Source organism: Paraburkholderia sp. RHO2 (assembly GCF_050955445.1).
In the GTDB taxonomy this organism is placed as follows: domain Bacteria; phylum Actinomycetota; class Actinomycetes; order Mycobacteriales; family Mycobacteriaceae; genus Prescottella; species Prescottella agglutinans_A.
In genome coordinates, this window is sequence record NZ_CP162617.1 from 1877643 (window position 1) to 1903776 (window position 26134).

General features: G+C 68.2%; 24 protein-coding genes and 1 pseudogene. 11 read left to right on the plus strand and 14 right to left on the minus strand.

Translation table 11 applies throughout. The features are described 5' to 3' along the window. Window positions 1–258: 258 nt before the first annotated feature. The 5 genes and pseudogenes from ABTV10_RS08675 to ABTV10_RS08695 form a co-directional block, all read right to left on the minus strand. Window positions 259–1035 (minus strand): HNH endonuclease, encoded by a 777-nt coding sequence (locus ABTV10_RS08675; RefSeq protein WP_499034024.1) that lies wholly within the window; start codon window positions 1033–1035, stop codon window positions 259–261. A gap of 273 nt (window positions 1036–1308) precedes the next feature. Then, a pseudogene (locus ABTV10_RS08680) lies at window positions 1309–2121 on the minus strand (FAD-binding oxidoreductase). A gap of 93 nt (window positions 2122–2214) precedes the next feature. Further along, window positions 2215–2949, minus strand: a complete 735-nt coding sequence (locus ABTV10_RS08685; RefSeq protein ID WP_499034027.1) for a hypothetical protein — start codon at window positions 2947–2949, stop codon at window positions 2215–2217. Between the two features lie 35 nt (window positions 2950–2984). Further along, window positions 2985–5366: a WXG100 family type VII secretion target gene (locus ABTV10_RS08690; protein ID WP_499034028.1), complete on the minus strand. Its 2382-nt coding sequence runs from the start codon at window positions 5364–5366 to the stop codon at window positions 2985–2987. Next, window positions 5366–5647, minus strand: coding sequence for a hypothetical protein (locus ABTV10_RS08695; RefSeq protein ID WP_499034030.1), 282 nt, complete (start codon window positions 5645–5647; stop codon window positions 5366–5368). Before ABTV10_RS08695 ends, ABTV10_RS08690 begins: the two co-directional genes overlap by 1 nt. Before the next feature lie 233 nt (window positions 5648–5880). Here ABTV10_RS08695 and ABTV10_RS08700 point away from each other — a divergent pair, with 233 nt between their 5' ends. From ABTV10_RS08700 to ABTV10_RS08710, 3 genes are all read left to right on the plus strand, one after another. After that, window positions 5881–6711 (plus strand): hypothetical protein, encoded by an 831-nt coding sequence (locus tag ABTV10_RS08700; protein ID WP_499034032.1) that lies wholly within the window; start codon window positions 5881–5883, stop codon window positions 6709–6711. A 316-nt stretch (window positions 6712–7027) separates the two neighbouring features. After that, the gene (pnuC, locus tag ABTV10_RS08705; protein WP_499034034.1) at window positions 7028–7654 is read left to right on the plus strand and encodes a nicotinamide riboside transporter PnuC; all 627 of its coding nucleotides are present in this window, start codon (window positions 7028–7030) and stop codon (window positions 7652–7654) included. Beyond that, entirely contained in the window at window positions 7651–8739 is a 1089-nt protein-coding gene (locus tag ABTV10_RS08710) for an AAA family ATPase (RefSeq protein ID WP_499034036.1), read from the plus strand. Before pnuC ends, ABTV10_RS08710 begins: the two co-directional genes overlap by 4 nt. Before the next feature lie 9 nt (window positions 8740–8748). On the opposite strand, the gene ABTV10_RS08715 is transcribed toward ABTV10_RS08710, so the two are convergent. Further along, complete coding sequence (locus ABTV10_RS08715) at window positions 8749–10128, minus strand: FAD-binding oxidoreductase (RefSeq protein ID WP_499034037.1); 1380 nt, start codon at window positions 10126–10128, stop codon at window positions 8749–8751. 72 nt (window positions 10129–10200) lie between these two features. On the opposite strand from ABTV10_RS08715, the gene ABTV10_RS08720 reads away from it, so the two are divergent. The 5 genes from ABTV10_RS08720 to ABTV10_RS08740 all read left to right on the plus strand — a co-directional run bounded on the left by ABTV10_RS08720 (window position 10201) and on the right by ABTV10_RS08740 (window position 14318). Next, the gene (locus ABTV10_RS08720; protein WP_499034038.1) at window positions 10201–10845 is read left to right on the plus strand and encodes a maleylpyruvate isomerase family mycothiol-dependent enzyme; all 645 of its coding nucleotides are present in this window, start codon (window positions 10201–10203) and stop codon (window positions 10843–10845) included. A gap of 19 nt (window positions 10846–10864) precedes the next feature. Beyond that, window positions 10865–11605, plus strand: coding sequence for a DUF429 domain-containing protein (locus ABTV10_RS08725; protein WP_499034040.1), 741 nt, complete (start codon window positions 10865–10867; stop codon window positions 11603–11605). A 121-nt stretch (window positions 11606–11726) separates the two neighbouring features. Next, window positions 11727–12245, plus strand: a complete 519-nt coding sequence (locus tag ABTV10_RS08730) for a DUF3558 domain-containing protein (RefSeq protein ID WP_499034042.1) — start codon at window positions 11727–11729, stop codon at window positions 12243–12245. 25 nt (window positions 12246–12270) lie between these two features. Continuing rightward, on the plus strand, window positions 12271–12645 hold the full coding sequence (locus tag ABTV10_RS08735; RefSeq protein ID WP_499034043.1) for a hypothetical protein: 375 nt from the start codon (window positions 12271–12273) through the stop codon (window positions 12643–12645). 98 nt (window positions 12646–12743) lie between these two features. Beyond that, the gene (locus tag ABTV10_RS08740) at window positions 12744–14318 is read left to right on the plus strand and encodes a hypothetical protein (protein WP_499034045.1); all 1575 of its coding nucleotides are present in this window, start codon (window positions 12744–12746) and stop codon (window positions 14316–14318) included. Between the two features lie 16 nt (window positions 14319–14334). On the opposite strand, the gene ABTV10_RS08745 is transcribed toward ABTV10_RS08740, so the two are convergent. From ABTV10_RS08745 to ABTV10_RS08755, 3 genes are read right to left on the minus strand one after another with little or no spacing between them, the layout of a single operon-like run. Continuing rightward, window positions 14335–15774, minus strand: coding sequence for an HAD-IB family hydrolase (locus ABTV10_RS08745; RefSeq protein ID WP_499034047.1), 1440 nt, complete (start codon window positions 15772–15774; stop codon window positions 14335–14337). Window positions 15775–15779: 5 nt separating this feature from the next. Continuing rightward, window positions 15780–18074 (minus strand): glycerol-3-phosphate 1-O-acyltransferase, encoded by a 2295-nt coding sequence (locus ABTV10_RS08750; RefSeq protein ID WP_499034048.1) that lies wholly within the window; start codon window positions 18072–18074, stop codon window positions 15780–15782. Continuing rightward, window positions 18071–19561, minus strand: a complete 1491-nt coding sequence (locus tag ABTV10_RS08755) for a wax ester/triacylglycerol synthase domain-containing protein (RefSeq protein WP_499034049.1) — start codon at window positions 19559–19561, stop codon at window positions 18071–18073. The genes ABTV10_RS08750 and ABTV10_RS08755 overlap by 4 nt, the downstream gene beginning before the upstream one ends. 199 nt (window positions 19562–19760) lie before the next feature. On the opposite strand from ABTV10_RS08755, the gene ABTV10_RS08760 reads away from it, so the two are divergent. Beyond that, window positions 19761–20048, plus strand: coding sequence for an FmdB family zinc ribbon protein (locus ABTV10_RS08760; protein WP_499035152.1), 288 nt, complete (start codon window positions 19761–19763; stop codon window positions 20046–20048). A 30-nt stretch (window positions 20049–20078) separates the two neighbouring features. Further along, window positions 20079–21332 (plus strand): formamidase, encoded by a 1254-nt coding sequence (gene fmdA, locus ABTV10_RS08765; RefSeq protein ID WP_499034050.1) that lies wholly within the window; start codon window positions 20079–20081, stop codon window positions 21330–21332. Between the two features lie 18 nt (window positions 21333–21350). On the opposite strand, the gene ABTV10_RS08770 is transcribed toward fmdA, so the two are convergent. Next, window positions 21351–22283 (minus strand): hypothetical protein, encoded by a 933-nt coding sequence (locus ABTV10_RS08770; RefSeq protein ID WP_499034051.1) that lies wholly within the window; start codon window positions 22281–22283, stop codon window positions 21351–21353. A 352-nt stretch (window positions 22284–22635) separates the two neighbouring features. Here ABTV10_RS08770 and ABTV10_RS08775 point away from each other — a divergent pair, with 352 nt between their 5' ends. Next, the gene (locus ABTV10_RS08775) at window positions 22636–23001 is read left to right on the plus strand and encodes a hypothetical protein (RefSeq protein WP_499034052.1); all 366 of its coding nucleotides are present in this window, start codon (window positions 22636–22638) and stop codon (window positions 22999–23001) included. On the opposite strand, the gene ABTV10_RS08780 is transcribed toward ABTV10_RS08775, so the two are convergent. The 4 genes from ABTV10_RS08780 to ABTV10_RS08795 all read right to left on the minus strand — a co-directional run bounded on the left by ABTV10_RS08780 (window position 22959) and on the right by ABTV10_RS08795 (window position 25894). After that, the gene (locus ABTV10_RS08780) at window positions 22959–23624 is read right to left on the minus strand and encodes a Type 1 glutamine amidotransferase-like domain-containing protein (protein WP_499034054.1); all 666 of its coding nucleotides are present in this window, start codon (window positions 23622–23624) and stop codon (window positions 22959–22961) included. The two genes, ABTV10_RS08775 and ABTV10_RS08780, sit on opposite strands and share 43 nt — an antisense overlap. Window positions 23625–23630: 6 nt before the next feature. Next, entirely contained in the window at window positions 23631–24452 is an 822-nt protein-coding gene (locus ABTV10_RS08785; RefSeq protein WP_499034055.1) for a maleylpyruvate isomerase family mycothiol-dependent enzyme, read from the minus strand. Further along, on the minus strand, window positions 24449–25174 hold the full coding sequence (locus ABTV10_RS08790; RefSeq protein WP_499034057.1) for a mycothiol-dependent nitroreductase Rv2466c family protein: 726 nt from the start codon (window positions 25172–25174) through the stop codon (window positions 24449–24451). Before ABTV10_RS08790 ends, ABTV10_RS08785 begins: the two co-directional genes overlap by 4 nt. Window positions 25175–25519: 345 nt before the next feature. Next, entirely contained in the window at window positions 25520–25894 is a 375-nt protein-coding gene (locus ABTV10_RS08795) for a DUF488 domain-containing protein (RefSeq protein WP_433611705.1), read from the minus strand. Between the last annotated feature and the right edge of the window lie 240 nt (window positions 25895–26134).

The window sequence follows — 26134 nt, forward strand, 5'->3', positions numbered from 1 at the left end:
CGCTTGTGGTGTAGGCAATGAAGATCTCCCGCGGCGGCCTTACCGACCGCTCCGAGTCACCCGAGCATCTTCTCTCAGACCGCGCCGCGACCCTCACGCTGGGGGAGGCGTTGGGATCGGTGCGTCGGCAATCGAACATATGTGCACCGTACCGGGTGGTGCCGACATGTTCCCCCAAACCCATCAGCCTGGTTTGACAGGACGTGTCCAACCTGGCCCGGCTGGTACCAGGGGTGGATGTGTGGAGTAGGCGCCAGGCTAGGCCCCGGTTGACTTCTCCAGCCTCGCGACCAGCGCCTCGCGATCTTCCCAGCTGAGCTGCCGCGCGCGATCGTAAGCGATGTCCAGCCGTGATCGCGAACGACGTTGATGTCGGAGCCACCGCAGGATGGTCGCCCGCTCGTCCCTTCTTAGCCCCTTTATCGTCGCGTACACCTCGTCCAGGGTCTCCGGGAGCCCGCCCGCCTGCCGAAGGGGCTCGTTGCAGCGCTTGCATTCTGTCTGAAGGTTGTCGAGGTCATCGGAACCGCCGAAATCTTGCGCAGTCCGATGCCCAACAGTGATGACAGCCGGACCGTGGGGCGGATCGGGGTATTCTTCGCCGCGGCCGACTCCACAGATAACACAACGATAGCCATCCCGCTTGAATACCTGCCGACGAATCGTCGGCCCGATATTCCCGGTTGTCTTGGGTTTCGGACCGTCGCCAGGATACCAGCCAACCTTGACGACTCGGTACTCATCGGGTTTCAGTGATGCGTCTTCTTGTGCCGATGGTATCGACCAGTCGAACTTGCGCAGCTGACGCATTCGGCGGTTGAGATGTTCGGCAGCGTCCGGAGCCTCGGCCTCACCCAGGGCGGCCCGGATCTCCTTCATAGTGAACGTCGACCCGACAGGCTTATTGATACGAAGCCATGCTGCAATCTTCTGCTCAGCGCCGAACGCTCGCCTCGTGCCAGGGTGGTTCTTGAGTCTCCACCAAAGCTGGCCGTTGGGGGCGTATGCGGCGGCGGGGAAGGAGATGTCGGTCATGAATGCTCCGCGAATCTGTTGGTGTGACTCGAGTTTGATGGAAGTGTGGACGTGTGAGCGTCCAGCCTTGCTTTCCTGCTTTGAGAATGAATGAAATCGGATTCTTGAAGGTGGCTCACGGGGTGAGGTTACCCGCCGCTGGCGTGCAGCAGCCACTTCGCTGTCTTTTGACTTGCCCTGTCTCAGGTATGCACCCAGGAATCACACGGTGGTCCGGGTGGCCTAAACAATTAGGAGCAGTTGTGGCGAGAGTTTGTAATTAGGGAAGTTTGGTTAGCCCAGCACCGCCCCGGGATTGAGGATCCCCAGCGGATCGAGCGCCGTCTTGATCCGCCGGTTGAGCTCCATGACGTCCTCCCCAAGCTGGCCGGGCAGCCAGTCCCGCTTGAGCCGTCCAACCCCGTGTTCGCCGGAGATGGTGCCGCCCAGGGCGATTGCGAGATCCATGACGCGGCTGAATGCGATGCGGGCGCGTTCGGTCATGTCGGGGTCGGTGGGGTCGAACACGATCAGGCGGTGGGTGTTGCCGTCGCCGGCGTGGGCGACGGTGCAGATGAGGACGTCGCAGTCCTCTGCGATGGCCTCGACACCGGTGATGAGGGCGGGCAGTTGCTGCATCGGCACTCCGACGTCCTCGAGTAGCAGGTTGCCCATCGCCTGTACGGCGGGGAAGACGGATCGTCGTGCGGCGGTGAAGGCGTCGCCCTCGGCGGCATCGTCAGTGGCGAACACCTCGGTTGCGCCGTTCTTTTCGCACGCCGCGACGATCGCCTTGATCTACTGTGCCCCGGCATCGCCGGGCGCGTCTGACTGGGCGAGCAGTAGCGCGCGGGCATTGCGGTCCAGGCCCATGCGGACCGCGTCCTCGACGGCGTTGATGCTGGCGTGGTCCATGAACTCGAGCACCGCCCGACGCATTACCCGCGTGATCGCGAGGACGGCGTCGGCCGCGGACTCCACCGATTCGAACGACGCGACGACCGTCGACGTCGCGGCGCCTCGGGTCGCACGTTCCGTGCGGGCGGGTGCGGTGGATGGTTGCAGCGGTTGAACAGATTGAAGGCGCGGTTGTATTCGGTGCGGCACCCGCAGCGCGCGTCACCTGGGGTGACTCGAGACCCGCGTTGTACCGATGTGTGCCGATGAGACGGCGTCAGAAACCACCGTGGTCGCCGGAATTCACCAACCAGGGTAGAAGGGTTCGATCGCCGGCGGTTCGGTCTCGGTTCGGGTCGGGGCGGGTGGATTCGGTCCACCCCAGAGCTGCTCGATCCAGGGCATACAGAGGCTGCGTGTCGCGATCGAGTAGTCGCCTTCGTACTCGGCGATCTTCCAACCTCCGAAGATGTCCTCGTCCGGGCGCGGGGAACGGCCGGGGGGCCCGGTCATTTCGGGTGACGTCGCCTCTCGAAGGGTGACAGGTGCGTCGCTGGGGATTGCTGCAGAGGTCTGGTTGGGGGAGTCGGCCCGTTCAACGGAGACCCGCGTCGCCCAGAAACCGAAGGCCTGGGTGGTGGGAGGCAGCGGGTAGCGGCCGCCTGCGCTGCGGGTCACACCGGTGTCGTCGCGACAGACGACGGCGTCCACCGACGTCGGCGTGGCCTCGCGAACGATGATCTTCAGGCGCAGTGTTCCTACCGGGTCTGCAGGATCATCAGTCGAGGCCTCGCCGCCGATCGTTCGGTTGAGTCCGGCTGCGTCGATGTACCCGGGATACGTGTACGGCTTTCCGATCCCGACCTCGATGGCATCGCTTTCCACGGCACCGCGGATGGCGCGGATGGCGGGCGTCGACAGATCGACGGTGGGGTCGGCATCATCCCATTGGAAAGAGACCGACCACCGCTTCGCCGGCTCGATGTCCGTGGGCCGGTCGGTCTCACAAGCCGCGGTGGTGAACACGGCCAGTGCCATTAACGCAACCACGCAGGCTCTGAATCGAGTTCCAATCACTGTTCCCCCAACAGGATTCGGCTTCGGTAGTAGTCGGCGTCCGTGGTGTAGCCGGCAAGGTTGCCCTGTGATCTGTCGAGTGCATCAGTGAACCGTTCCATGCGGAGTCCCTGGCGATCGAGCAGTTCCTCCGCGATCGTACGAATCTTGTTTCCTTGGCTCGAACTGTTGTTGTCGGCGATGATTTCCTCGAAGCTCCGGAGGCGCCCGTCCCGGACCCACCCGGATTCGTCGCCGATAATCGGGGTGAGTACCTCTGGATTCTTGTTCGCGACTGCCTCGAGCATCCGATAGGCACGCTGCGCAGCGAGGGAATCTTCGTTGACCTTGTATGCCTCTTCGGGCAGCAGTGCAGCGTTCGGCTCGATCCCCGCCTGGACCACCGAGGACGCCAGATCGAGGGGAATGGCCGCCGGGCCGCTCAGTCCCACGATGGTCTTGGTCGCGAGATCGATCGCAAGTTTCGTCTTCGTCGCGGTCTGCGCGGCTGCGCCCGCATCGTCGAGCCCACTGTCGTACGCTTCCGCGCGTAGGCCCTGGTCCATGTAGCCGAGCAGGCGTCCACTCGCCTCGCCGAGCTGGTGTCGGATGAGGGTGGGCTCGCCGTGCAGTTCGCCGAAACGTCCCGCGTAGGCGTTCGTGCGGTCGACGATCGCGCCATTGAAGAGGGCGGATGAGACGTCATCTGTATTCATCAGGGTGGCCAGCCTGATCGCCCGGACGTCACCACCCTCGCCGATCGCAGCGCTCCTGTCGAAGCCGTGGGTCTGGAGTTCGGGTGCGACCGCGATATCGTCGAGATACGGCACCACCGCCTGCGCGATCTGCTGCGTCAGTGCGGGATTGACCTCGCCGAGCGCGCGGCCGTCCTGGCCGGGCAGATTCATCATCGACTCGAATGTGCCCGACTGAGCGTCGGTGATCAGCGAGATCAGGCCGGTCGCGGCCCGCCCCGCCTGCTCAGACTGCTCGACGCTGACCCCAGGTCCGGTAACAGCGTCCTCAGTGATCCAGCCGAACAGGTCCGGGGCGCCGCGGTCGTCGGACCAGTCGAACTGCAGCAGCGGCGTGATGGTGTCCGACCGCTGATATCCGTCGTCGAGCGGTACCTGCGCCGACCCGTCGCCGGTGAGCAACTGCGTCATCGCCTCGTGGTTACGGCCGGACACCTCGAGGTAGTCCCTCATCGGCTGCTCCACCAGCTCGGGGCTCACCCCCGAGATGCCGCTACCGACAGCGAGATTCGCGGCCTGACGGGTCAACTCCCTCGACAGCTCAGTGCCGGGAAGATATCCGGGCTCCGATTCTTTCAGCAGCGCGCCGAGGCGTCGGGTGTCCTCGTGGAAGCGATACTCGTCGGCCAACGGGCCGGCGTCGCCGGGGTAGCGGACGGCGTTCGCGTCGGCGCCGTGGGTGCGGGTCGAGATCAGCTCCCGCAGGTCGTCCGGCAGCTGTGCGTACGAGCCCGGCAGGCGCAGCGACCCGTCCGCTTCGCGGCCGCTGCCGATGTGCTCGTTGGAGACCACCATCAACCCATTGGCGAGGGAGTTCAGCGCGCGCCCAGAGGTCGGGCTTCCCGCTGTCTCCTGCGCCTGCAGGTGGTCACTGAGAGCGAGGACGCCGTCCTTGCCCGCGGCCCGGTACAGCTCGGCGTAGTAGTCGCGCACCGAGCGGGGAAGCGTGTCGATTTCGCCGCCCGCGGCGAGGGTTTCCAGCTCGGAGGAGGTCAGGCCCTGAACGGGAAGCTGACCCGCGATCCGGTCCAATGCCGCCATGTCCCCGCTCGCCGCGGCCGCGGCGAGTGCCTCGCCGTCCTCGCTGCCGAGCCGGCCCGCCCCGTCCAGTGCGGGCCGGGAGGTGTCGGCGCCGTCGCCTACCTCGTCGCCTCGGGTGCGAACGCGTTGGGCGGCGTCCTCGATCAGCCGAGCGACCTCGCTGTCCTCGCGGGCTACTGATTCGGCGGCGCGCAGGACCGCCCAACGGTGCGCTTCGAGAAGTTCTTCAGCTTCCGGTCCGGTCCCGACCACGGTCCCGCTGACCGACCAGTCGTCCCCGACGACGAGACCGTCGGCGCGCGCGGCCTCGACCTTCGCCAGCGCGGCGTCCCGGGCCCAATACAGCCGCTGGGAGCCGTCGGAGAGTGTCTTCGCGAGTTCGTCGATCTCCGAGGAGATCTTGGCGGCAGAGGTTCGTTCCGCGTCTACACGGTCGCGCGCGGCGTCGTAGGCACTGCCGTTCCAATCGGTGTGCAGATTGTCGATGCACCGCGACATTCGGGCCAGCTCGTCGACGAACCTATCGTCGGCGGCAGTCACGCGGGCCGCCGCCTCCGACAACAGTTCGGTGTTCCATCCCTGAACCTCGGACAGACTGGGCATCAGGCGTGTTCTCCCATGGCGGCGAGCTGGCCGGTGAAGTCGGCCTCGGTGACGTCGTAGTCGTCGGCGTTGCCGCGCGCGATCGTCGCCATCTGCCGCACGCGGTCCGCGACTCGCAGGTAGGCGCCTTCGACGAACTCGGTTGCCTGGTCACACGCCAGCGCCGCCGCCGAACCGGGCATTGCGGTGCCGGGCCCGATTGCGTCCAGCGCGTCGATCGCCGCCCCCACGTCGTCCATGGCGGATGCGAATGCGCGCAGGTGTGCGGTGTCTACCTTCATCTGTTCCCCCCCGAAGCCGGCGGCGCCCTCCCGGCGGCCGATCCCCCTGTTCGAACGGACAACCTATCGCATGGGCCGAGGATCATTCGGTACCTGGCTCCTGTGCCCGCGACAGCGGCGGAAGAGGTGCGACGCCGCGCGTCAAGCGCATCCCCTCCGGCACCTACAACGCCAAGTCCGTCGCGCACGAGTTGCGTTCGGTGCCCGACCGCGGAGTGGTGAAGGTGGACGGAATGTCGAAATCTGGTCGAGTGCAGCAGCCGGTCGAATGGCCGAGGATCGGGTTCTCTGCGCGAGAGAAGATCTCGATCGCGGCCCTGTTCGGGATCGGTTGTGTTGCAGTGCTTGTGGGCATCGCGGGCGGACTCGGCGGCCAGCCTGCTGCGCTTCGATACGGTCTCGCCTACGCGTGCCTGATGTTCCTCATCGCGGTGTTCGGCGTACTGGTCAGACGAACAGGTGCCCGGGAGACGATTCGCAGCGTTCCCATCGAGTCGGGCCAAAGTGGCGCCACCGAGATCCGGCAGTCCCGACGACTCTGGTCCACGTTGGTTGCGATGACGGTGTGCTGCGCCGTTGTCACGGTCGGTCCGGCCATCGAGATTTATTTTAACGCGCCGACTTCCGGAGTTCCTGGCGCGTCAGTGATCTTCGGTGTGCTCGGAGCTTTGTTCGTGTCCTTCCTCGTCCTGGTCGCGTTGCGGTTGGTTCGTCCGGGCGCGGTGCAGTTCACCCCTGACGGGATTCGGCACCGAGGCTGGAGCTTCGACTCCTACCTGCCGTGGGCGTCGGTGGCGGGCGTCAAGCCTGCCTACAGCGGGCACCGCATGATCCTGCTGATCAGGTTCGCGAACGCGCACTGGGCCCGCCGATACACCACGCCGATCTGGCGGATCGACGAACTCCCGCCGGTTCCGATGGTCGAGCTCGACTGCCGGAAGTTCGCGATGGACGATGTGCTGCTGCTCCACTTCGTCAGCTTCTACGCGAGCAATCCTGCGATGCGTGCCGAGTTGGGGATCGATGCTGCGCGAGTCCGTTTCGAGTCACGCGCCTTCACGTGACGCCGGATAGGTGAAGCACTGCGCCCGGATCCCGCTGAGCTGGCGGCGGCCTGGATCAGCGGGCTCAGCGAGGGTCGGGACGGTTTACGTCTCGGAATCCGGTCGTCGTGATCTGGCGGATGCGCCGCACCGTTGTCGTTCGTCGGTCCGGGCCTCCTTGACTCCGTGGCCAGCCTGCGAATCCGGGTGCGACAGGCGATTTGGCGACCACTTCGAGTGCTGTCGGGGATGAGGTCCGAGCGGCTGGCGGGATACCCCCAGTACGAATTAGCGCAAATATGCGCTAATGTTTGCCGCGATGAGCCAAGGAGGGGTGATGATCGATTTTCTGAACTCGACGGCGTTCACCGCATTCGGTGCGCCGACGAGCTGGGCGGAGGTGCTGGGCTTCGTGACCGGGGCCTGGTGCGTGTGGTTGGTGGGCCGTCAGTCGGTGTGGAACTGGCCGATCGGGATCGCCAACAATCTGGTGTGGATCCTGCTGTTCGCTACCGCAGGGCTTTTCGCGGACTCGGCGCTGCAGGTGGTGTACATCGCGCTCGCTGTGTGGGGGTGGCGGAACTGGGTGCAGGGGCGCGCGGGGGACACGCTTCCGGTCACCGGCACGACCGGGACCGAATGGGTGTGGCTCGCCGCCGCGGGCATCGCCGGAACCGGTGCGCTGACGCTGTTCCTCGACGCGGCAACGTCGTCGACGGTTCCGTTCTGGGATGCGGTCACCACGGTCCTGTCGCTGCTCGCGACGTGGGGGCAGGCGACCAAGCGGTGGGAGTCGTGGCTGCTGTGGATCGCCGCCGACCTGATCTACATTCCGCTGTACCTGCACAAGGGGCTGACGCTCACGGCCCTGCTCTACACCGGGTTCCTGCTGCTGTGCGTTCGCGGCCTGCTCGCCTGGCGGCGCAGTCGCGCAACCGAACCCGTGCTGGCGGTGGCGCGATGACCACGATGTACCGGCACGCCCTGGTGATCGGCAAGTTCTATCCGCCGCACCGCGGACACCACCACCTGGTCCGGTCGGCCGCGCGGATCGCGGACCGGGTGACGGTCGTGGTGATGGCCTCGGAGGCAGAGACGATCCCGCTCGCCGACCGGGTGTCCTGGATGCGCCAGACGCACGCAGGCGACGCGGCGGTGCGGGTCGCCGGAGTCGCCTGCGACGCCCCGATGGACCTCGAATCGACCGCGGTGTGGGCGGCGCAGGTCGCCTGCATGCGCGCGGCGGTCCGGCAGCTCGACACGACACCGATCGACGCGGTGGTGTCGAGCGAGAAGTACGGCGACGAGCTGGCGCGGTGGTTCTCGGCCACCCACGTGTGCGTCGACCCGGACCGGGTCGCGCACCCGGTGTCGGGGACCGGGTGCCGCGCCGACCTCGCCGGCCACTGGGATCTGCTCGACGAGGCCGCGCGGGCCGGGCTGACGACCCGCATCGTGGTACTCGGAGCCGAGTCGACCGGAACCACGACGGTCAGTCGCGCACTGGCGCAACGCTATCGGGACCGCGGCGGCGTGTGGGCGCGCACCGAATGGGTGCCCGAGTACGGGCGGCAGGCCACCCACGACAAGCTGGACCGACTGCGGGCGGCGCGCCCCGACGCCGCCGTGGAGGAGCTGACGTGGACCGGTGACGACTTCGCGGACATCGCCGCGGAACAGACCCGGATCGAGGAGCGCGCCGCCCGAACCGGGTCGCCGGTGCTGATCTGCGACACCGACGCCTTCGCCACCACCGTCTGGGAGCGGCGCTACCTCGGCACCGGCAGCGGGCGCGCCTGGGAGGGCGTCGTCGACCGGCCGGCGCTCTACCTGCTCACCGATCACACCGGCGTGCCCTTCGTGCAGGACGGCATCCGCGACGGCGAGCACGTGCGGGCCGAGATGACGCGGTGGTTCGAGGACGCGCTGACCGCGACCGGGCGGTCGTGGGTGCTGCTCACCGGCCCGCTGCCCGAGCGGGTGGATCTCGCGGAGCGGGTGGTCGACCTTGCGTTGGCGCAACGGTCGTCGTTCGGGGCGCCGCTGTAGAACCCGGGGTCAGGACAGCACGGCACCGGGATTGAGGATCCCCAGCGGATCGAGCGCCGTCTTGATCCGCCGGTTCAGCTCCATGACGTCCTCGCCGAGCTGGCCGGGCAGCCAGTCCCGCTTGAGCCGCCCGACGCCGTGCTCGCCGGAGATGGTGCCGCCCAGGGCGATCGCGAGGTCCATGACGCGGCTGAACGCGATGCGGGCGCGTTCGGTCATGTCGGGGTCGGTGGGGTCGAACACGATGAGCGGGTGGGTGTTGCCGTCGCCGGCGTGCGCGACGGTGCAGATGAGGACGTCGCAGTCCTCGGCGATCGCCTCCACGCCCGTGATGAGCGCGGGGAGCTGCTGCATCGGCACCCCGACGTCCTCGAGCAGGAGGCTGCCCATCGCCTGCACGGCCGGGAAGACGGATCGCCGTGCGGCGGTGAAGGCTTCACCCTCGGCGGCGTCGTCGGTCGCGAACACCTCCGTCGCGCCGTTCTTCTCGCACGCCGCCACGATGGTCTCGATCTCCTGCGCCCCGGCGGCGCCGGGGACGTCGGACTGGGCGAGCAGCAGCGCGCGGGCGTTGCGGTCCAGGCCCATGCGGACCGCGTCCTCGACGGCGTTGATGCTCGCGTGGTCCATGAACTCGAGCATCGCCGGCCGCATCTCCCGCGTGATCGCGAGGACGGCGTCGGCCGCCGACTCCACCGACGGGAACGACGCGACCACCGTCGACGCCGGCGGCTGCGCCGGGATCAGCCGCAGCGTCAGCTCGGTGATGATGCCGAGGGTGCCCTCGCTGCCGACGAACAGCTTGGTCAGCGACAGCCCGGCGACGTCCTTGAGCAGCGGGCCACCCAACCGGACGGCGGTGCCGTCGGCGAGAACCACCTGCATGCCGAGCACGTAGTCGGTGGTCACCCCGTACTTGACGCAGCACAGCCCGCCCGCGTTGGTGGCGGCGTTGCCGCCGATCGAGCAGATCTCGTACGACGACGGGTCCGGCGGATACCAGAGCCCGTGCTCGGCGGCGGCCCTCTTCACCTCGGCGTTGAGCAGCCCGGGCTGGGTGACGGCGACCCGGGTGACTGGGTCGACGGTGATCTCCCGCATCCGCTCGGTGGTCAGCACGATCCCGTGGTCGACCGCGCTCGACCCGCCGGACAGTCCGGAGCCGGCGCCGCGCGGGACCACCGCGATCCGATGCTCGGACGCCCACCGCATCACCGCCTGCACGTCCTCGGTGCAGGTCGCGCGGACCACGGCGAACGGGGTGCCGGCGTTCGGGTCGGCGGCCCAGTCCTGGCGGTAGCTCGCAACCAGGTCGGGGTCGGTGAGCACCGCACCGTCGGGTAGCGCGCCGATGAGTTGATCGAGAACCGCCGGGTCCAGCGTCGTCATGCGTCCATTCTCCTCCGGATGCCCGATTTTCGGACGGAGGCGGACCCGGGCCGATAGCGTCGAGGCGACGGTATGTCGACGAAGGGGGTTGGAGTGTCGGACTTCGAGCAGGATCGGGATCTGCTGATTCGGCTGTGGCGGATGTGGGCGAAGCGGGCCGCGGAACTGTCGGACGAGCAGTGGGCGGCCGAGACGCGGCTGCCCGGCTGGACCGTGCGAGACGTCTACGTGCACGTCACGCCCGATGTCCTGATCGCGATGCTCGCCGCGCCCGCCGCCGACGGCGACGCGCAGGTCACCAGCGCCGCGGAGATGCTCCGGATCTTCAACGCAGACCCGGCCGAAGCGGAACCGCTGCACGCGCAGCTCGCCGAGATGGTCCGTCAGCTGGCGGCCGATGTCGATCGCGGAACCATCGTCGAGCGTTTCGATACGGAGCTGCCCGAGGCGTTCGGTCGGCTCACCGGGCTGAGCCGCGACACCGTCATTGCGCACCCGATTCTGGAGTCCGTCTCGCTGGGCGCCTTCCTCGACATGGCGATCATGGAGGCGACGATCCACTGGCTCGACGTCGTCGACGCGGTCGGCGGTCCCGAGCCGGAGTCGCTGGCCCTCGAGCGTGCGCGCGACGTCCTCGCCGCGGTGCCCGATCCGTTGACGTTCGTCGAGGCGGCGTCGGGACGGTCGGCCAGCCAGGTGCTGCCGGTGATGCGCTGAGGATCGAAAACCCCAGGGCATGAGGACCGTCGGCATCGACCTCGCGGCCGAACCCGCGAAAACTGCTGTCGCGAGTATCGATTGGCGTGGCGGATCGGCTCGTGTGGTCGATCTCCGAGTCGGTGGCACCGATGACGACCTGGTCGCGGCGGTCGCTGGTGCCGACAAGTGTGGGATCGACGCGCCGTTCGGGTGGCCGGACGCCTTCGTCGACTTCGTTCTCGCACACCGGTCCCGGCGGCCGCAGCTCGAGCTCGAGCTGAGCAGTCGCGCCGGACGCCTGCCGCTGGTCCGGCGGCGCACCGACCGGGTCGTCCACGAGTCGACCGGCATCGTGCCGCTCAGTGTGTCGGCGGACCTGATCGCGCACGTCGCGCTGCGGTGCGCCGGGTTGCTGGCGCGGCTCGAGGTGTCCGGGGTCGACGTGGATCGAGTCGACGGCACGGTGGTCGAGGTGTATCCGGCTGCGGCGCTGCAGCAGTGGGGACTCCCGTTCCGCGGCTACAAGGGGCTGGCCAATCGGCCGAATCTGCAATCGCTCGTCGTCAGCTTCGACGCGCAGATCGACGGCCTGGAATTCGGCCAGTTCCGCGACACTTGTGAGTCGTCGGACGACGCGTTCGACGCCGTGGTCGCGGCGGTGATCGCGCGGGCGGCGGCGCTGGGGCGAACCCGGATGCCTTCGCCGGCGGACGAGGGCGTGGCGCGGCGCGAGGGCTGGATTCACCTTCCGGACGCGGGGATCGCGACGCTCATGTGACGCTCCGGCCTGCGCTGTCGTGCCGTAGACATACCTTCGAAAGGAGGGGAACCGAATCGGCCGGTCTTGCGTCTGTTTAGGGTGGAGCGGTCTGGAACTAGGGGAGGAGCGCCGGATGCGGGTGGGTGCCGTGATCGGGCTGGTCGGCGCTGGGGTGCTGCTGGCGGGTTGTGGGTCGGGTGACGTTGAGGGCACCGCTGCTGCTGTGGACGGCACGGCACAGGAGCCGGTGTTCAGCCCGTGCGACGACATTCCTGATGAGGCCCTGATTGAGTTAGGGCTTAGCCCTAGTACCGAATCGCCCGACATCGTCGGGGTGAAGCAGCCGGGCTGGAAGATCTGCAAGTGGCAAGGGGCGGGGCCTGCACTCAGCGTGTTCGCGACGACATACACATTGGACGACGTGCGAGCAAACGCACGGAACGTCGAGTTCAATCCTGTCGAGATCGGGAACCGGCAGGGTTTCACATACCGGGAGACGACGGACAAGAATCGCCGCAACTGCGACGTGGCACTGGCGTCCGGCAATGGTGCGGTCCTTGTCTCAGTCGCCTATCTGGGCGTGGATCGAGTGGAAGAGGAGCCTTGCTCGGTTGCCGTACAGCGAGCTACGCGCATCGCTCCATACATTCCGCGGTAGCTCGGGTGCGACTACAGGGGGATCAGTGAGATCTATCAGTTGGCAACAGGTCGGCGCTGCGGTCGAGGCAGGTGAGCTCTTCCTCGAACCGGGAACAGCTCGGAGGTGTGCGGATCGCTGCGACGAGTTGATAGCGCAGTTGAAGGACATGCATCTCGAGTCCCAGGGGCTGACAAAGATCGACGGGTTTGGCGACAAACTCCCATCGGGCCTCGCTTTGGCTGCGAAGTTCGAACGTAAAGCATCCGGTGGTGAGTACTCGCTTGATCAAGCCATTACCGACCACATCGCGGTCGTCGGTGAGATGCGCGACGTCTTCCTCAAGATCGAGGCCTGCTACGCCGCGACGGAGGAAGCGATCACCGCAGCCATGACGGCGGTCGGGTCGCAGATCAGGTAAGAACTTCGGGTGCCGCGGCTGAGGGGATGGCGTGGCACCGCATCGGCCTTTCCATCGGATCGGCCGAACGGAACGCACGACAAGAGGGGGAACGTGGCATGGCGTGGTCTGACTTCATCGGCGAAGCGGCATCGGAGGTTGGAGACGCGTTCGTCGATATTGGGCGCGGGGCGGTCGAGTATGCCCGCGACCCAGCGAACTTCGTCGCCGAACTCGTCACCGGCACCGACTACAACGAGCGTGACCGCGTCCGCGACGAGCAGGCCTCCGGCAACGCCGAACGCGCCGGGATCTACCAGGAGCAGACCGGACTGTACAGCCAGGTCGGCAACGACTTCGACGATCCGGTCCTCGGTTCGCCGGATGCGTTCGAAGCCATGTCACACCAGGACATCAAGTCTGCTGTCGACGCCATGAACGGTGAGGCACTCCGTGCGAGCGCCGAAGGCTGGAAGAAGATCGGCCAATCGCTCGAACAGTCCCTCAACGACTTTCGAGACTTCATGTCCTCGACGATCACGGACGGCGCGTGGGAAGGCGTCGCCGCGGACAGCGCCAAGCTGGCCACCGCCAACTACGCAGAGGACTCGGCCAGGCTCGCGGCCGCCGGCAAGCTCGTCGGCAGCAAGATCGAGGAAGCCGCCACCGCGATCGACCAGGTGAAAGCCACCGTCCCGCCCGTCGCCGAACGGTCGTTCCTCCAATCCGCCATCGACCGGACGCTCCCGTCCGTCGGGATGCTCAAGTTCATGCTCCACGAGCGGGACGAGGCCCACCAAGAGGCCATCCAGATCATGCGGAGCGTCTACACCCCGGTCATGCAGCAGTCCGACACCAACGTGCCCAAACTGCCCAAGCCGCCGCAGGTCACCAACGGTGATCCCGGTAACGCACCCTCGAGCACGGTCGACTTCCGTTGGGAAGGCGCACCGACCGACCGCATGCCGTACCAGGCACCGAACCCGGGCTCACCGGGACCGAGCGCGGGGCTACCGGGCGCCCCCGGAGGACCCGGCGCGGCACCCGGCGCCGACACCCCCGGCGCCGACACCCCCGGACCCGACGCCTTCGGACCCGGCACCACCGGCCCGAACCCCCTCACCCCCGGCGGCGGCGACCAGTATGCCGGCACCCCGAACGCCGTTGACGCGCAGACCAACCCGGCCTCCGCGTGGACGGCGCCGGCCGCCGCGAACGGCAGCGACGCCGCCGCACGCTACGGGCAGACCGGCCTTGGCACGCTCGGCCCGCTCGGCGCGGGAACCGGCAGCGGCTACGGCGGCGCGGGCGGCGGCTTCGGCGGCGGGGTAGGGTCGGCCGGATCCGGTGCGGGTGGCGGCTACGCCCCCAGCGGATTCCTCAGCGGCGGGCTCGGCGGCAGCAGCGGTGGTGGGCTCGGCGGCAGCAGTGGCGGCGGCGGCCTCGGTGCCAGCGGTGCAGGCGGCCCCGGTGCGGCGGCAACAGGAGCCGCCGGGGCAACCGGCGGCGGCGCGGCGGCGGCCGGTCGCCCCGGCGCCCCCGGCGGTTCCGGGATGATGCCCGGTGCGGGTGCCCGCGGCCGCGGCGAGGACGACAACGAGCACAAGACGCCCGGCTACCTCGTCAACGTCGACAACGGCAACGAACTGATCGGCAAGCTGCCGCTCGCCGCCCCGCCGGTCATTGGATCCTGAACGGGGCCAACAAGTCCTACGCCTTCACCGGCCCCGCCCGCAGCACGTCGTCGAACCGCTCCCGCACCTCGGCGATGTGCTGGTCGATGTCCTCGGCCGTCCAGTCCTCGGTGCTGATCGGTTCGAGGACGTCGACGTAGACGGTGCCGGGGTGCGCGATGAACGAGTTGCGCCACATCAGGTCGCCGGCGTTGTGGACCACGATCGGCACGATGGGCACCCGCGCCTGCATCGCCAGGTGGAACCCGCCCTTCTTGAACCGCCCCAATCGCGGTGTGGGGGAGCGGGTTCCCTCCGGGGCAATCGCGATCGACGTGCCGCTCTTCAGTTTCTCCACCGCGGGCGCCAACGCGGCCCGGGCCTGCGTGCTGTCGGCCCGGTCCACGTACGCCACATCCAGCAGCGCCCCGACCGCCGCGAACCGCGGATCGTGCGCCGCCTCCTTCTTCGCCACCCCGGTGACGTCGCGTCGAATCACCTTGCCCACCACCAGCATGTCCAGCGAACTCTGGTGGTTGAACATGAACACCGCCGGCCGGTCCTTCCACGCGTTGTCCTCACCGGTGATCTTCACGTCGATCCCGCAGATCGCGAGCGCCAGATCGGGGCCGAACGTGCCCACCAGATTGGCCGCCAGCCGCCGATTGCGGGCCAGCACCCCCGCCGTCACGCCCGCAACGGTCGTCGCAGTCAACGTTCCCAACGCTAACCCGGTGCGCGCCGTCGCGACCGGCGTCGCCCCCCGCTCGGGCTTGCGCAGGTTCACCGACAGCCACCCCTCGTCGTGCGCGATCCCCGCCAGCCGCCGGTCCGGATTCAGCGCCACCGGACGCCCCACCGAGTCGAGCATCGGAACATCCTCGACACCATTGGAATACGCGAACGCCTCCGACAGCGGCGCATCCACCTCGTCGGCGAACTCGCGCAGCGCCTTCGCCTTCGCCGGCCCCCACAGCGCCGGACCGGTCATCCCACCGGTCAGCATCCCGTCGACCACCTCCGGCCGGCTGCACAGCACATCGTCGATCCCGAGGTCGTCGGCGAGGTACTGCGCCTGATAGACCGTCGCCGACGTCGCCATCACGATCCGATGCCCGGCGCGGCGGTGCGCGTCGAGCAGCCGCCGCACGTCCGGGTAGATCATCGACGCGACCTCCTGACGGAACAGTCGCTGACTCCACTCCCACAGTTCGTCCTCGCTCCGGCCGGCCAACCCGGTGACCGCGACGGCCATCAACCCCCCGACGTCGGCGCCCCGGAACTGCGTGTCGAACGCCGCACCCGTGGTGCGCAGCAGTTCGGCGAGGCTGATGTCGAAGCGGCGCAACCGGTCCCGGTACACGACGCTGGCGGTGTACCCGGTGATGAGGGTGCCGTCCAGGTCGAACGCCGCCAGGGTCGTCGGGCCCTGGGGGGCGGCGGCGATCGCGGCGAACAGATCCTCGAGTCGGTTCATCGGTCCTACTCCGCGGGCCCGTCGGCCGCCCCGGCGACCGAGTCGGGGCCCTTCACCTCGTCCAGCTTGGCGTGCGCCAGGTCGCGGATCTCCCGGACCCGCCGGACCAGCATCCTGACCTCGGCGGCGAATGCGCGTCGCCGCTCGGGCACGGACGGGTCGTCGACCCCGATCAGCCTCCGGTTGCGCGCCAATTGCAGCGCGGTGCCGAACAGTTCCGAGGAGATCGATTCACTGCTCGCGATCTGCTGCCGCAGCCGACGCTGCTGCGCCAACGCGAGACACTCCGTCGTGAAGGTCTTCTCGTCGAAGTTCTCGGACACCGGGGCAGCGAGCAGGTGATCGGCCACCACCTCGTACGCCTCCAGGAACGGTTGCAGCACCCGGTGCGCAAAATAGGGGCGAACCTGCTCCAGGACGTTGCGCACGTGTCCGGGATTGGCGAGATCGTCCTCCCAGCCGGGATCGATCAGGCTGAGCTCCGCGCGCAACTCCTGGCGGAAGGTGTCCTTGTCGCTGAAGAAGAACTCGAATTTGAGCAGGTCCCGGATCCGCAGCGCCTCGCGCCACCCGTCGGCCAGCGTATCGGCGAACTTCTCGTCCACCGCCGCGACCAACACCATCTCCGCGATCGCCCGGACCACCAGGAAGTGGATCATGTTGTTGCGGTAGAACGCCGCCACCAGTCCCTGATCCCGGCCGAGGTAGTAGACGCGCTCGTTGCCCTCGTCGAACCGCTTGAGCACCCCGGCATCGACGTGGGTGAACAACGCCCTGCGGATCACCTGGGGGTTCGTCAGGTCGACATCCCCGGCGGTGGGCAGCTTGCGGTCGGTGATGTAGTCCACCATCGGCGCGAGAATGAAACCGAGTTCGGGCACGGTCAGCGCGCGGTCCTCGATGCCGAGGAACGCGAGCATCACCAGTGACGACGCCGTGATCGGCGTGACCTCGTTGATGCAGTGGCAGACCTCGATGCCGGTCTTCTGGATGGCCAGACGCAGATCGTCCTCGCGCGCCAGGGAGTCCCGCAGCGACAGCGGACGTCCGATCGACACATGCGCGACGCCGCGGCGCTGACCCTGCGCCCGGACGTAGCCGATCAACCAGCGGAAGCTCTCCTTGCGCTTGGCCGCGCCGTGCGCCTCGGCGGCCATCGCGCTCACCTCGTACAGCTGGTCGTACACCAGCGACACCGGTACCAGGTAGACGTCGGACGCGTCGCTCTCGAGGAACGCCTGCGCCAGGTAGGTCAGCAGCCCGTACCGCGGCGGGCGCAGCTTCCCGGTCCGCGAGCGGCCGCCCTCGATGTACCACTCGAGGTTGAAGCGCTTGTTCAGCAGGAACCGCATGTACTCGCGCAGCGTCCACTTGTAGATCTCGTCACTGCCGAACTTGCGTCGGATGAACACCGTGCCCGACCGCTTGCTGATCGGACCGACCGGCCAGAAACTGACGTTCACACCGCCCATCACGTGGTTGAGCGGCAGATCGTTCGCCAGCAGCGCCGGCCGCAGCACCAGCGGATCGAGGTACGAGCGGTGGCTGGGCAGGAACACCAGCGAATGGTCACGATTGAGTTCGCGGAGATCCTCGAACCGGGTGGTGTCGACGTCCAGCCGATACGCGCGAGCGAAGTAACGGCCCAGCTGATCCCACAGCGCGATGGCCCGCCGGCTCTGCGCCGCGACCATCTCGTCGAGGTCGGCGCGGGCCCGCTGGTCGACGTCGCTGACGGTGAGATTGAGCTGTGCGGCAAGCCTCTTCACGCCGGCCGTGAAGCGGCCGGTGTCGGTGATCTCCTCCACCACGAATCGTGACACCTTGTACTGCGTGCCGAGGAGCTTGCGCTCGGCCCGCTCGAGGGCGAGGGCGGCCTGCCGCCGGATGAAGTCGGGCAGCGACCCGCCGCCCCGCTCGGCCAGACGGTCCCGCAACTCGTTCAACGGCGCCGAGTCGCCCTCGATGACGCGGCACCGCGCGGGATCGTCGCGCAGCACCCGACGTTGCGCGCCGGGGCCCAGGTGCAGCGGATCGCGCGACGAGAGCACCTCGCGCAGCCGGCGGGCCCGATGCCCGTCGGTGATGTCGGGCAACCACACCACCCGTACCGGCGTCAGCTCCGGATCGTCGTCGCGCTGCGACAGCGGGATCAGCCCCTGATCGGTCGTCGTGACCGTCACGGTGGGCTCCCCGGACTCGGCCTCGCGCCGCTGGAGCCACGTCTGCAGCACCCGATTCTCGGTCTCGGTCATCGGCTCGGTGAGATAGACCCGCGTGTGATGGTTCGTGCTCGTCATCTCCGCGCTCCTTCCGATCCCTCCGCCTTGCCGCGGGCGCTCCCGAGCGCCACCACCTCGTCGAGCCCCTCCTGCAGGCAGCGCATGAACAGCGCCGGCTCGGTGACGGCGGCGGTGTCGAGGTTGACGCCGATGCAGCACACCCCCACATGCGAGACCATCGTCGCCATCACCGCGCACCCCGGCGCCGGCGCGAACGGGAACACCCGCTCGATCCGCGCGCCCGCCAGATACACCGGGACGGGGACGCCGGCGACGTTCGACGCCTGCAGATCCAGGCCCTTCGACTGGGACAGATACCACTCGGCCAGCAGTCGGGTCGGCAGGCGGACCAGCAGCGGCGACGCGGCCTCGACAATGTCGAGTGCGGGTTCCTCGCGCAGCGCCAGCACGATGGCGCGCACCTTGCGGATGCGCATCGCCGGGTTCTCCTCGGTCGCCGGACCGGCGAACCGGACCGCCGCGAACCGGTTGCCGCCGGACGTATCCGACGCCGCCCGCATGTTGATCGGCATGCCCATCGGCACCTTCCCGACCTCGGCGCCCATCGCCTCGTGGTAGCGGCGATACCCGCCGAGCAGCGCCGCGACGTACGCGTCGTTGACCGACCCGCCGGCGGCATGTGCGGCGATCCGCAGGTCGTGCAGCCCCACCTCGAGCACCCCGAACCAGCGGCCGAGGCCGCGGTCGCGGAGCAGGGGAGAGCCAGTCGCCGGCGGCGGTTGGACCACCCGGCGCAGCGAGTTCGCGTAGTCGAGGACCTCGCCGGCCGCGTCGAGCGGGCGGCGGACCGCGTCGAGCGCCAACCGGAGCGAGCCCGTCACCAGCCCGGCGATCCGGCTCGGCGCCCGCCGCGCCTCGGTGACCACCTCGTGGCCGAGCGCGGAGAGGTCGTTGAGATGCTCGGGCGGCGCCGGCTCGCGATCGGGCTTGTCGGGGGTGGGTTCGGGACGGCGGCTGTGCAGCAGCGTCATCATCTGGATGCCGCCCATCCCGTCGGTCATGCTGTGGTGCGTCTTGACGACGTACACCGCGCGGCCATCGTCGATGCCCTCGATCAGCACCGCCATCCACGGCGGGCGGGCCTTGTCGAACGGTTCGGTCGCCAGGTGACGGCACAGGCGCAGCGCGTGATCGAGATCGGCCGGCTCCGGCAGCCGCACCCGGCGCAGGTGGTAGTCCAGATCGAACTCGGGATCGACCGACCACACCGGGTTGCCCAGCCCGAACGCCGGTTCCACCGCCCGCATCCGGATCCGGGGAACGATGTGCGACGCCCACTCGTGCGCGCGGACCAGACGCTCCCAGTCCGGTGCCTGATCGAGAACGTCGACGGCGACGATCGGCGTCCGCAGCTCCGGCCGGACCTCCTCCATCCGCCACATGCCGGTCTCGAAGTCCGACATGATGCGACTCATGCCCCACCCGACCGCGGACAGGTCGACGTCCACCGCGCTCGGAGGGATGAACGGTTGTCCGTCGGCCATGCGCACGCTCCTCGGATCCGCACTGACGAGATCGCTCTGGGGTGTCGCTTCAAGTGTGGACCCGTGCGCGCGGACGCGTCATGGAATTCAGTGCTTCACCAGTTCGGACGATGCGGACATGTCGTGTCGCGCGCGGTCCGGCCCGGTCTCGGATACCGTTTGAGGGACTTCGATCCTTACCCAGCGAAAGGACGCGGTCATTCCCCTCTACCAGTTCCGGTGCGATCGCTGCGGTCCCTTCGACCGCACCTTCCCGATGGCCGCCGTCCCCGACACGAGCGCCTGCCCCGACTGCGCGTCCGACTCGCGTCGGCAGGTGACCGCACCGCGCCTCGGCCACGGCGCATCGACGCAGATGCGACTGCTCGACGCGACCGCGCGGTCCGCGAGCGAGCCCGCTGTCGTGCGCGGTCCGCGCCCCGGCGCAGGCCGCACCGCGCAGACGGTCACCACCAACCCGCTCCACCGAAAGTTGCCCCGTCCCTGAGTGATTCGCCCACGTCGTGAGGAGCCTTGCATGCCCGAGCTGTTGTTCCCGTTGGATTCCCGCAAGAAGTTCACCGAGCAGGAGAAGATCGGCCACAACCGGTGGCACCCCGACATCCCGGCCGCGGTGACGGTCAAACCCGGCGACTCGTTCCGGGTGCACTGCCGCGAATGGTTCGACGGCGCGATCCACAACGACGACTCGGCCGACGACATCCTCAATGCGCCGCTGACGACGGTGCACACCCTGTCCGGCCCGTTCGCGGTCGAGGGGGCGAAGCCCGGTGACCTGTTGATCGTCGACATCCTCGACATCGGGCCCATCCCGCAGGAGGATTCGGGGCCGCTCGCCGGACAGGGCTGGGGCTACACCGGCATCTTCCCGCGCGACAACGGCGGCGGGTTCCTCACCGAGCAGTTCCCCGACGCGTACAAGGCGGTGTGGGACTTCTCCGGGCAGACCGCCACCTCCCGGCACGTGCCGCACGTGAAGTTCACCGGCATCGTCCACCCCGGTCTGATGGGGACCGCGCCGTCGCACGCGCTGCTCGGCAAGTGGAACACCCGCGAGGCCGCGTTGATCGCGACCGACCCCGACCGGGTGCCGCCGCTGGCGCTGCCGCCGGAGCCGCGGGACGCGATCCTCGGCACGCTCACCGGCGCCGACTTCGACCGCGTGGCCGCCGAGGCCGCGCGCACCGCCCCGCCCCGCGAGAACGGCGGCAACCAGGACATCAAGAACCTCACCAAGGGCAGCCGCGTCTTCTACCCGGTGTTCGTCGACGGCGGCAAGCTCTCGGTGGGTGACCTGCACTTCTCCCAGGGCGACGGCGAGATCACCTTCTGCGGCGCCATCGAGATGGGCGGCTTCATCGACCTGCGCGTCGACCTCATCAAGGGCGGCATGGAGACCTACGGCGTCGCGGAGAACGCGATCTTCATGCCCGGCAACACCGACCCGCAGTACTCCGAGTGGCTGGCCTTCTCGGGAACGTCGGTGACCCTCGACGGCGAACAGCGCTACCTGGACTCGCACCTCGCCTACCAGCGGGCGTGCCTGCACGCGATCGAGTACCTCACCAAGTTCGGCTACAGCCCGGAGCAGGCGTACCTGCTGCTCGGCGCCGCGCCGATCGAGGGCCGACTGTCCGGCGTCGTGGACATCCCGAACTCGTGCGCGACGGTGTACCTGCCGACGGCGATCTTCGACTTCCCGATCGCCCCGTCCGCGGCCGGCCCCGTGAAGATCGATCCGGGTATCGGCGCGCCGCACTCGGCGCGTTAGGCCCTGCGCGTTTGCCGGTCAGCCCTTGCCCTCGACGAGGTGCACGACGAGGGTGAGGCGACCGGCCGGCGTCCACGCGCCGACGGCGACGTTCCCCGAACCCAGATACGTGAGGCTCTCGATCTCTCCCTCGTCGCCGAAGTCGATCGGCAGTGCGATGCGTTCGGGCGAGTCGAAGTTCTCGTCGGTGACGATCAATGCGTCCTCGGTCGCGTACACGGCGGCTCGGTCGTCGCTGATCCAGCATCCGGCGAGCCCGAAACCGTACGCGGCGTCGACGTCGCTCGCGTCGAGCCGTGCGATCTCCTTCAGATCCGGCCACGACAGGATCCGTACAGTCTCCGGATCGCTGGGATACGGGGTGACCAGCAGCCGTGCGCCCGACGGACTGAAGCCCGCGATCACGGGATCCTCTCCTGCGAGGATCTCGGTCAGGTGGAGGCGCGATCCCTCGGCATCGACGCGGAAGGCGAGAACGCCGTCCTGCCCCATGGCGACCTCGAGAATCGCCGTGTCTTCGGCAGGATGAGGATGCAGGAAGGCGCGAGCATCGTCGGCGTCGATCGTCTGGTCGTCGAGGATCGCCCCGGTCGCGGAATCGAGCACGAGCAGCCGGTGACACTCGACGTCCGGGACCGCGACGACAAGTACACCGCCCAGGAGCGCAGCCGCGTCGGCGCGTAGTCCGGGCACCGTGACCACGTCGTCTCCTGCGATGACGAGGCCGCCCGCGGAGGCGAGTACGAGCAGATCGAGGCCGGCCGCCGCAAGGACGCGGACCTCCTCCTCCAGAGCGAGCTCTCGCTGCGAGTTCTCGGCGAGTCTGTCGTCGAGAAGACGCACCGCACCGTCTCGCCACAGCGCGAAAGTCGGACGCCCGCCAGCCTCGCCCGCAAAGACGAGACCCGACATCGGGTCCAGGACGTCGATCACGTCAGCGGAAATAAGCATTCGAGCACTGTACAAAGACGTTGTCAGACACGATCCAGTCGTACGGTGCCGTCCTGTGCGCGCGCGATATTAGCAGCGCAATGTGCCCTTGTGGGGTCCTACGAATGGACTCGAGTCGAATTCGTCGGCCGCAGGTTTCGTCCGTTTGTGCGCCCGGTGAACGCCAGGTTTCGTTATTCAATCGTGATGATCAAACAGTAACGCCCCTGTCTTACGTCGCGTTAGCGTCGATTTCAATCGCTCAGCGCTATCGAAGTGTTACGCGAAGTCACCATCATCAACATCCTTGTCGCCCGGAACGTGATGTCCGTCAGACCGGGGAACGCCGTCGGGGAGAAAGGGGCGCGGAGTCGTGAGCGCTTCGTCGAACTGCATCGAGGACTACGTCGCGGCCATGTTCGCGTACGAATTCATGGACGGGGGAGTCGACTACGACTCGCTCGCCCGCATCCACCGTGGCGAGGTGAGTGACTGGGTGTCGGCCGTCGCCGGCTCCGGGCTCTTCACCAACGCGCAGGTCGAGGGCATCGATGCGGTGTGGCGGCGCGACCCGAAGGCCCTGCTCGACACCCTGCTCTCCGAGGCCGACGAGATGACGGTTCGGCGCTGCGAGACGACGTGGGCCGCGCTGGACCGGCCGGCGCCGGTCGAGCACGCCGAGATCGCGGTCGGCGGCTACAGCAACGTCGCGGTGGCGGCGTCCACCACGATCGCCTGATCGTCGGTCAAACATCTGTAGGGAACCCCGGCGGCACGGCAGGCCTCGATCATTCGGGCCGATTCGTCGCTGGGGTTCGCCATGTCCGGCGCCGTCTGTGCACTGTCGACGGCCGGGCAGTGCGGCACGATCGCGAAGTCGACCAACCCCAACCCGTCCCAGCGAGGCTCCCTCCCGCACGTCGGAGCTACCTCGGCGGGGTCGTCGGCGCTGTCCACCCCGACCAGCGTCGGCGCCATGACGCACGCACCGGCGCTGTAACCGGCGTAGGCGAGCGCGCCGGCGCGGAGCAACCGAGGTAGCACCTCGTCGCCGCCGCATCGGGCCAATTGCGCCCGCAGCACGAACGTGTTTCCGCCCCGCACCCAGACCGCGCGGAATGCCGACAGCGCGTCGGCCAACCGGTCCGGCCGGCCCGCGTGGTCGCGCAGATCCACCTCGGTGGCCGTGAACCCGAGCCGCCGCAGCGGGACAACGTCGCTGACCACCGCCGACTCCCGGGCCCGCGCGGGCCAGGCGTCGGCCGCGTTTGCGATCACCGCGATGGGTCCGGGCCCGCCCACCAGATCCACGAAGCGGTCGACGTGGGCGCCGAAACGATACGACGACAGGAACAGTCGCACGCGCGGTCAGATCGTGTACGTCAGGTTGTCGACGATCCGGCGGCCCACCCCGACGTCCCCGCCGAGTTCGAACTCCGAGACATGCTCGGCCGCCTTGGTGCGGCCGCACGCCAGGCGGGTGAACAGGCGCGAGTCCATCGCGATGGTCGACGTCGCCGGCCCGGACAGCTGCGGCACCACCGCGGCCCGGCCGTCCACCTCGACGTGGATGGTCCGGGCCAGCGGGCCGGACAACTCGAACGTCACCCGGGCGCCCTCGGGAGCGCGGCCGAGCTTGCCGACGATGAATCCCAGCGCGTTCTCGATCTCCATGAATGCGAGGTTCCCGCGGCTGCCGCCCTCGTCGCCCGCCGGTACGGGCAGGGCGTCGCGGATGTCGTGCTCGTGGATCCAGCAGTCGAACAGGCGGATGCGCATGAACCGGCCGTACGTCGCCGGGCCGGCGGGAGTGACGGCGGCGGCGTCGAAGTCGGCCTGCGTCATGTCGGAGAGCGCCTCGCGCCGGCTGGACGTGATCTCGCGGAACATCGCGAGAATCTGCTCCCCGGTATGGGCGCGCAGTCCCTCCACCCAGCGCTCGTTGAGGGCCCCGATCTCGTTGCGCACGTGGGGAAGTGCATGCACGTCGATCGCGGTCTCCGGCGGCTTCAGCCCCGACAGCAGCGACTCGGTTCCGATGATGTGCGAGACGATGTCGCGGACGGTCCAGCCGGGCAGTGCGGTCGGGGTGATCCAGGCGTCGCCCTCGACGGTGGAGAGCAGGTCGTCGAGGACGGCCCACTGCTCGGAGAGGGCATCGACGATCATGCCCTGGGGGAACTCGCTCATGTATCGCGCTCCGTTTCCAGTACCGAGAGGTCCACGACCTCTCCACGATCGACACTCTGCCAATCGCGGCCTCGCACATACGGTTCGAGGGCCCGTCCTATGTGCTCGGCATCCGACGGCCCCTTGATCCGCTGGATTTCGTACACGTGCGGGAACTCCAGCAGTTCGGTCACCGTGTTCCACAGCCGCACCGCCGCCTCACCCTCGGGCGGATCGATCAGCACAGGGCCGAAGAACGCGGTGCCCTGAACGAACAGCGTCGGGACGCCGAACCCGCCCGCCGCGACCACGCGGTCGTGGTCCGCCCGCACGTCGTCGTGCGTCGTCGGGTCGGCCAGGGCGGTGTCGAGCAGTCCCGGGTCGAGGCCCAGCCGGCCCAGCAGGTCGCGGGCCACCGCGGGGTCGTGCGGCTTCCCGCCGTCGACGTGCAGCAGGTGCCCGGTCGCGAAGTACCAGCGGTCCAGCAGGTCCATGCTCTCGCGGCGCAGCAGGGCACCGATCCGCATCAGTGACCATCCGTACGACCACTCACGCTCCCACGGGTGCTTCTGATCCTCGCGCCGGTTGATCTCCTCGAGGCTGAAGAAGCGCCACGCGACGTCGATGCCGGTCTCGGCGCGCACATGCCGGATCCACCGCGACGCGTGGAACGCGAACGGACACATCGGGTCGAAGTGGAAATCGACCGACGTGATCGCCTCGACGCCCCCGTCCGTGGTCACCCTGTCACTCTATGACCGATCGCCGTCCGGAGCGACGACTCGACCCGGAAACATCGCGGCAGGGCCGTCCGGTCACTGGCGCCTCACGCCGCCGAGGCTGCGTTCGTCGTCGACGACTGTGAGGACATGTATCACGCTGCGCCCGTGACGTTCTGCGGAACGATCGAGCCGGTGGGCGCGACGGTGATCGTGATGGACCGGTTCGAGGCGACCGAGGCGCTGGCCTGATCCACGTGTCGAGCATGTGAGGAAGTCAAGGCGATCGTCCAGCTGGCGGACGGTGTGACGGGAAACGCCGACGTGGAAGCGCGACCCCCGCTGGCCCGGTACGTCCTCGCGTGAGGGTCAGGCCGAGCGCTCGAGCTCCAGCAGGAACTCCCGCAGCACCGCCGCGTGACTGTGCTCCACGTCCTTGGTCGCGGTGAGGAGGACGAGCGGACGGTCGCCGGCGAGGGTCCGCACCCGCTCGACGGCGCTGCGGCCGTCCGGAGATTCCAACTCAGCGAGATAACGGGAGCGAAACTCGGCAAACTCTGCTACATCGTGGCTGTACCACCGGCGCAGTTCCGTCGACGGCGCGAGATCCTTCGCCCAGTCGTCGTAATAGAACGAATCCTTGCGCAATCCGCGCGGCCACAGCCGGTCGACGAAGACCCGGAAACCCCGTTCCGCACCGGGATGGTCGTACACACGTTCGATCTGGACGGTGTTCGCGGGCATCTCCCGCCTCCTTGTCTTGGGCCGATCCGGGCGCCAGGTTACGTCCATGTGAAATGGTGAGCTGTATCACAAAAAGTGTCTCGCATGGTGGTATACGTCTGTTCGGACTCGATTCAGACAGCTTCAGCGACTTGCGTGTGTTCCCTTGCTCACGGTAGTTCTGGCTACCATCGTGGACCACTTGCATCGGTCGGGTCATCGTCCGTCGATCGCTCGATAGTTGCCGCCCGTCGCGGCAGG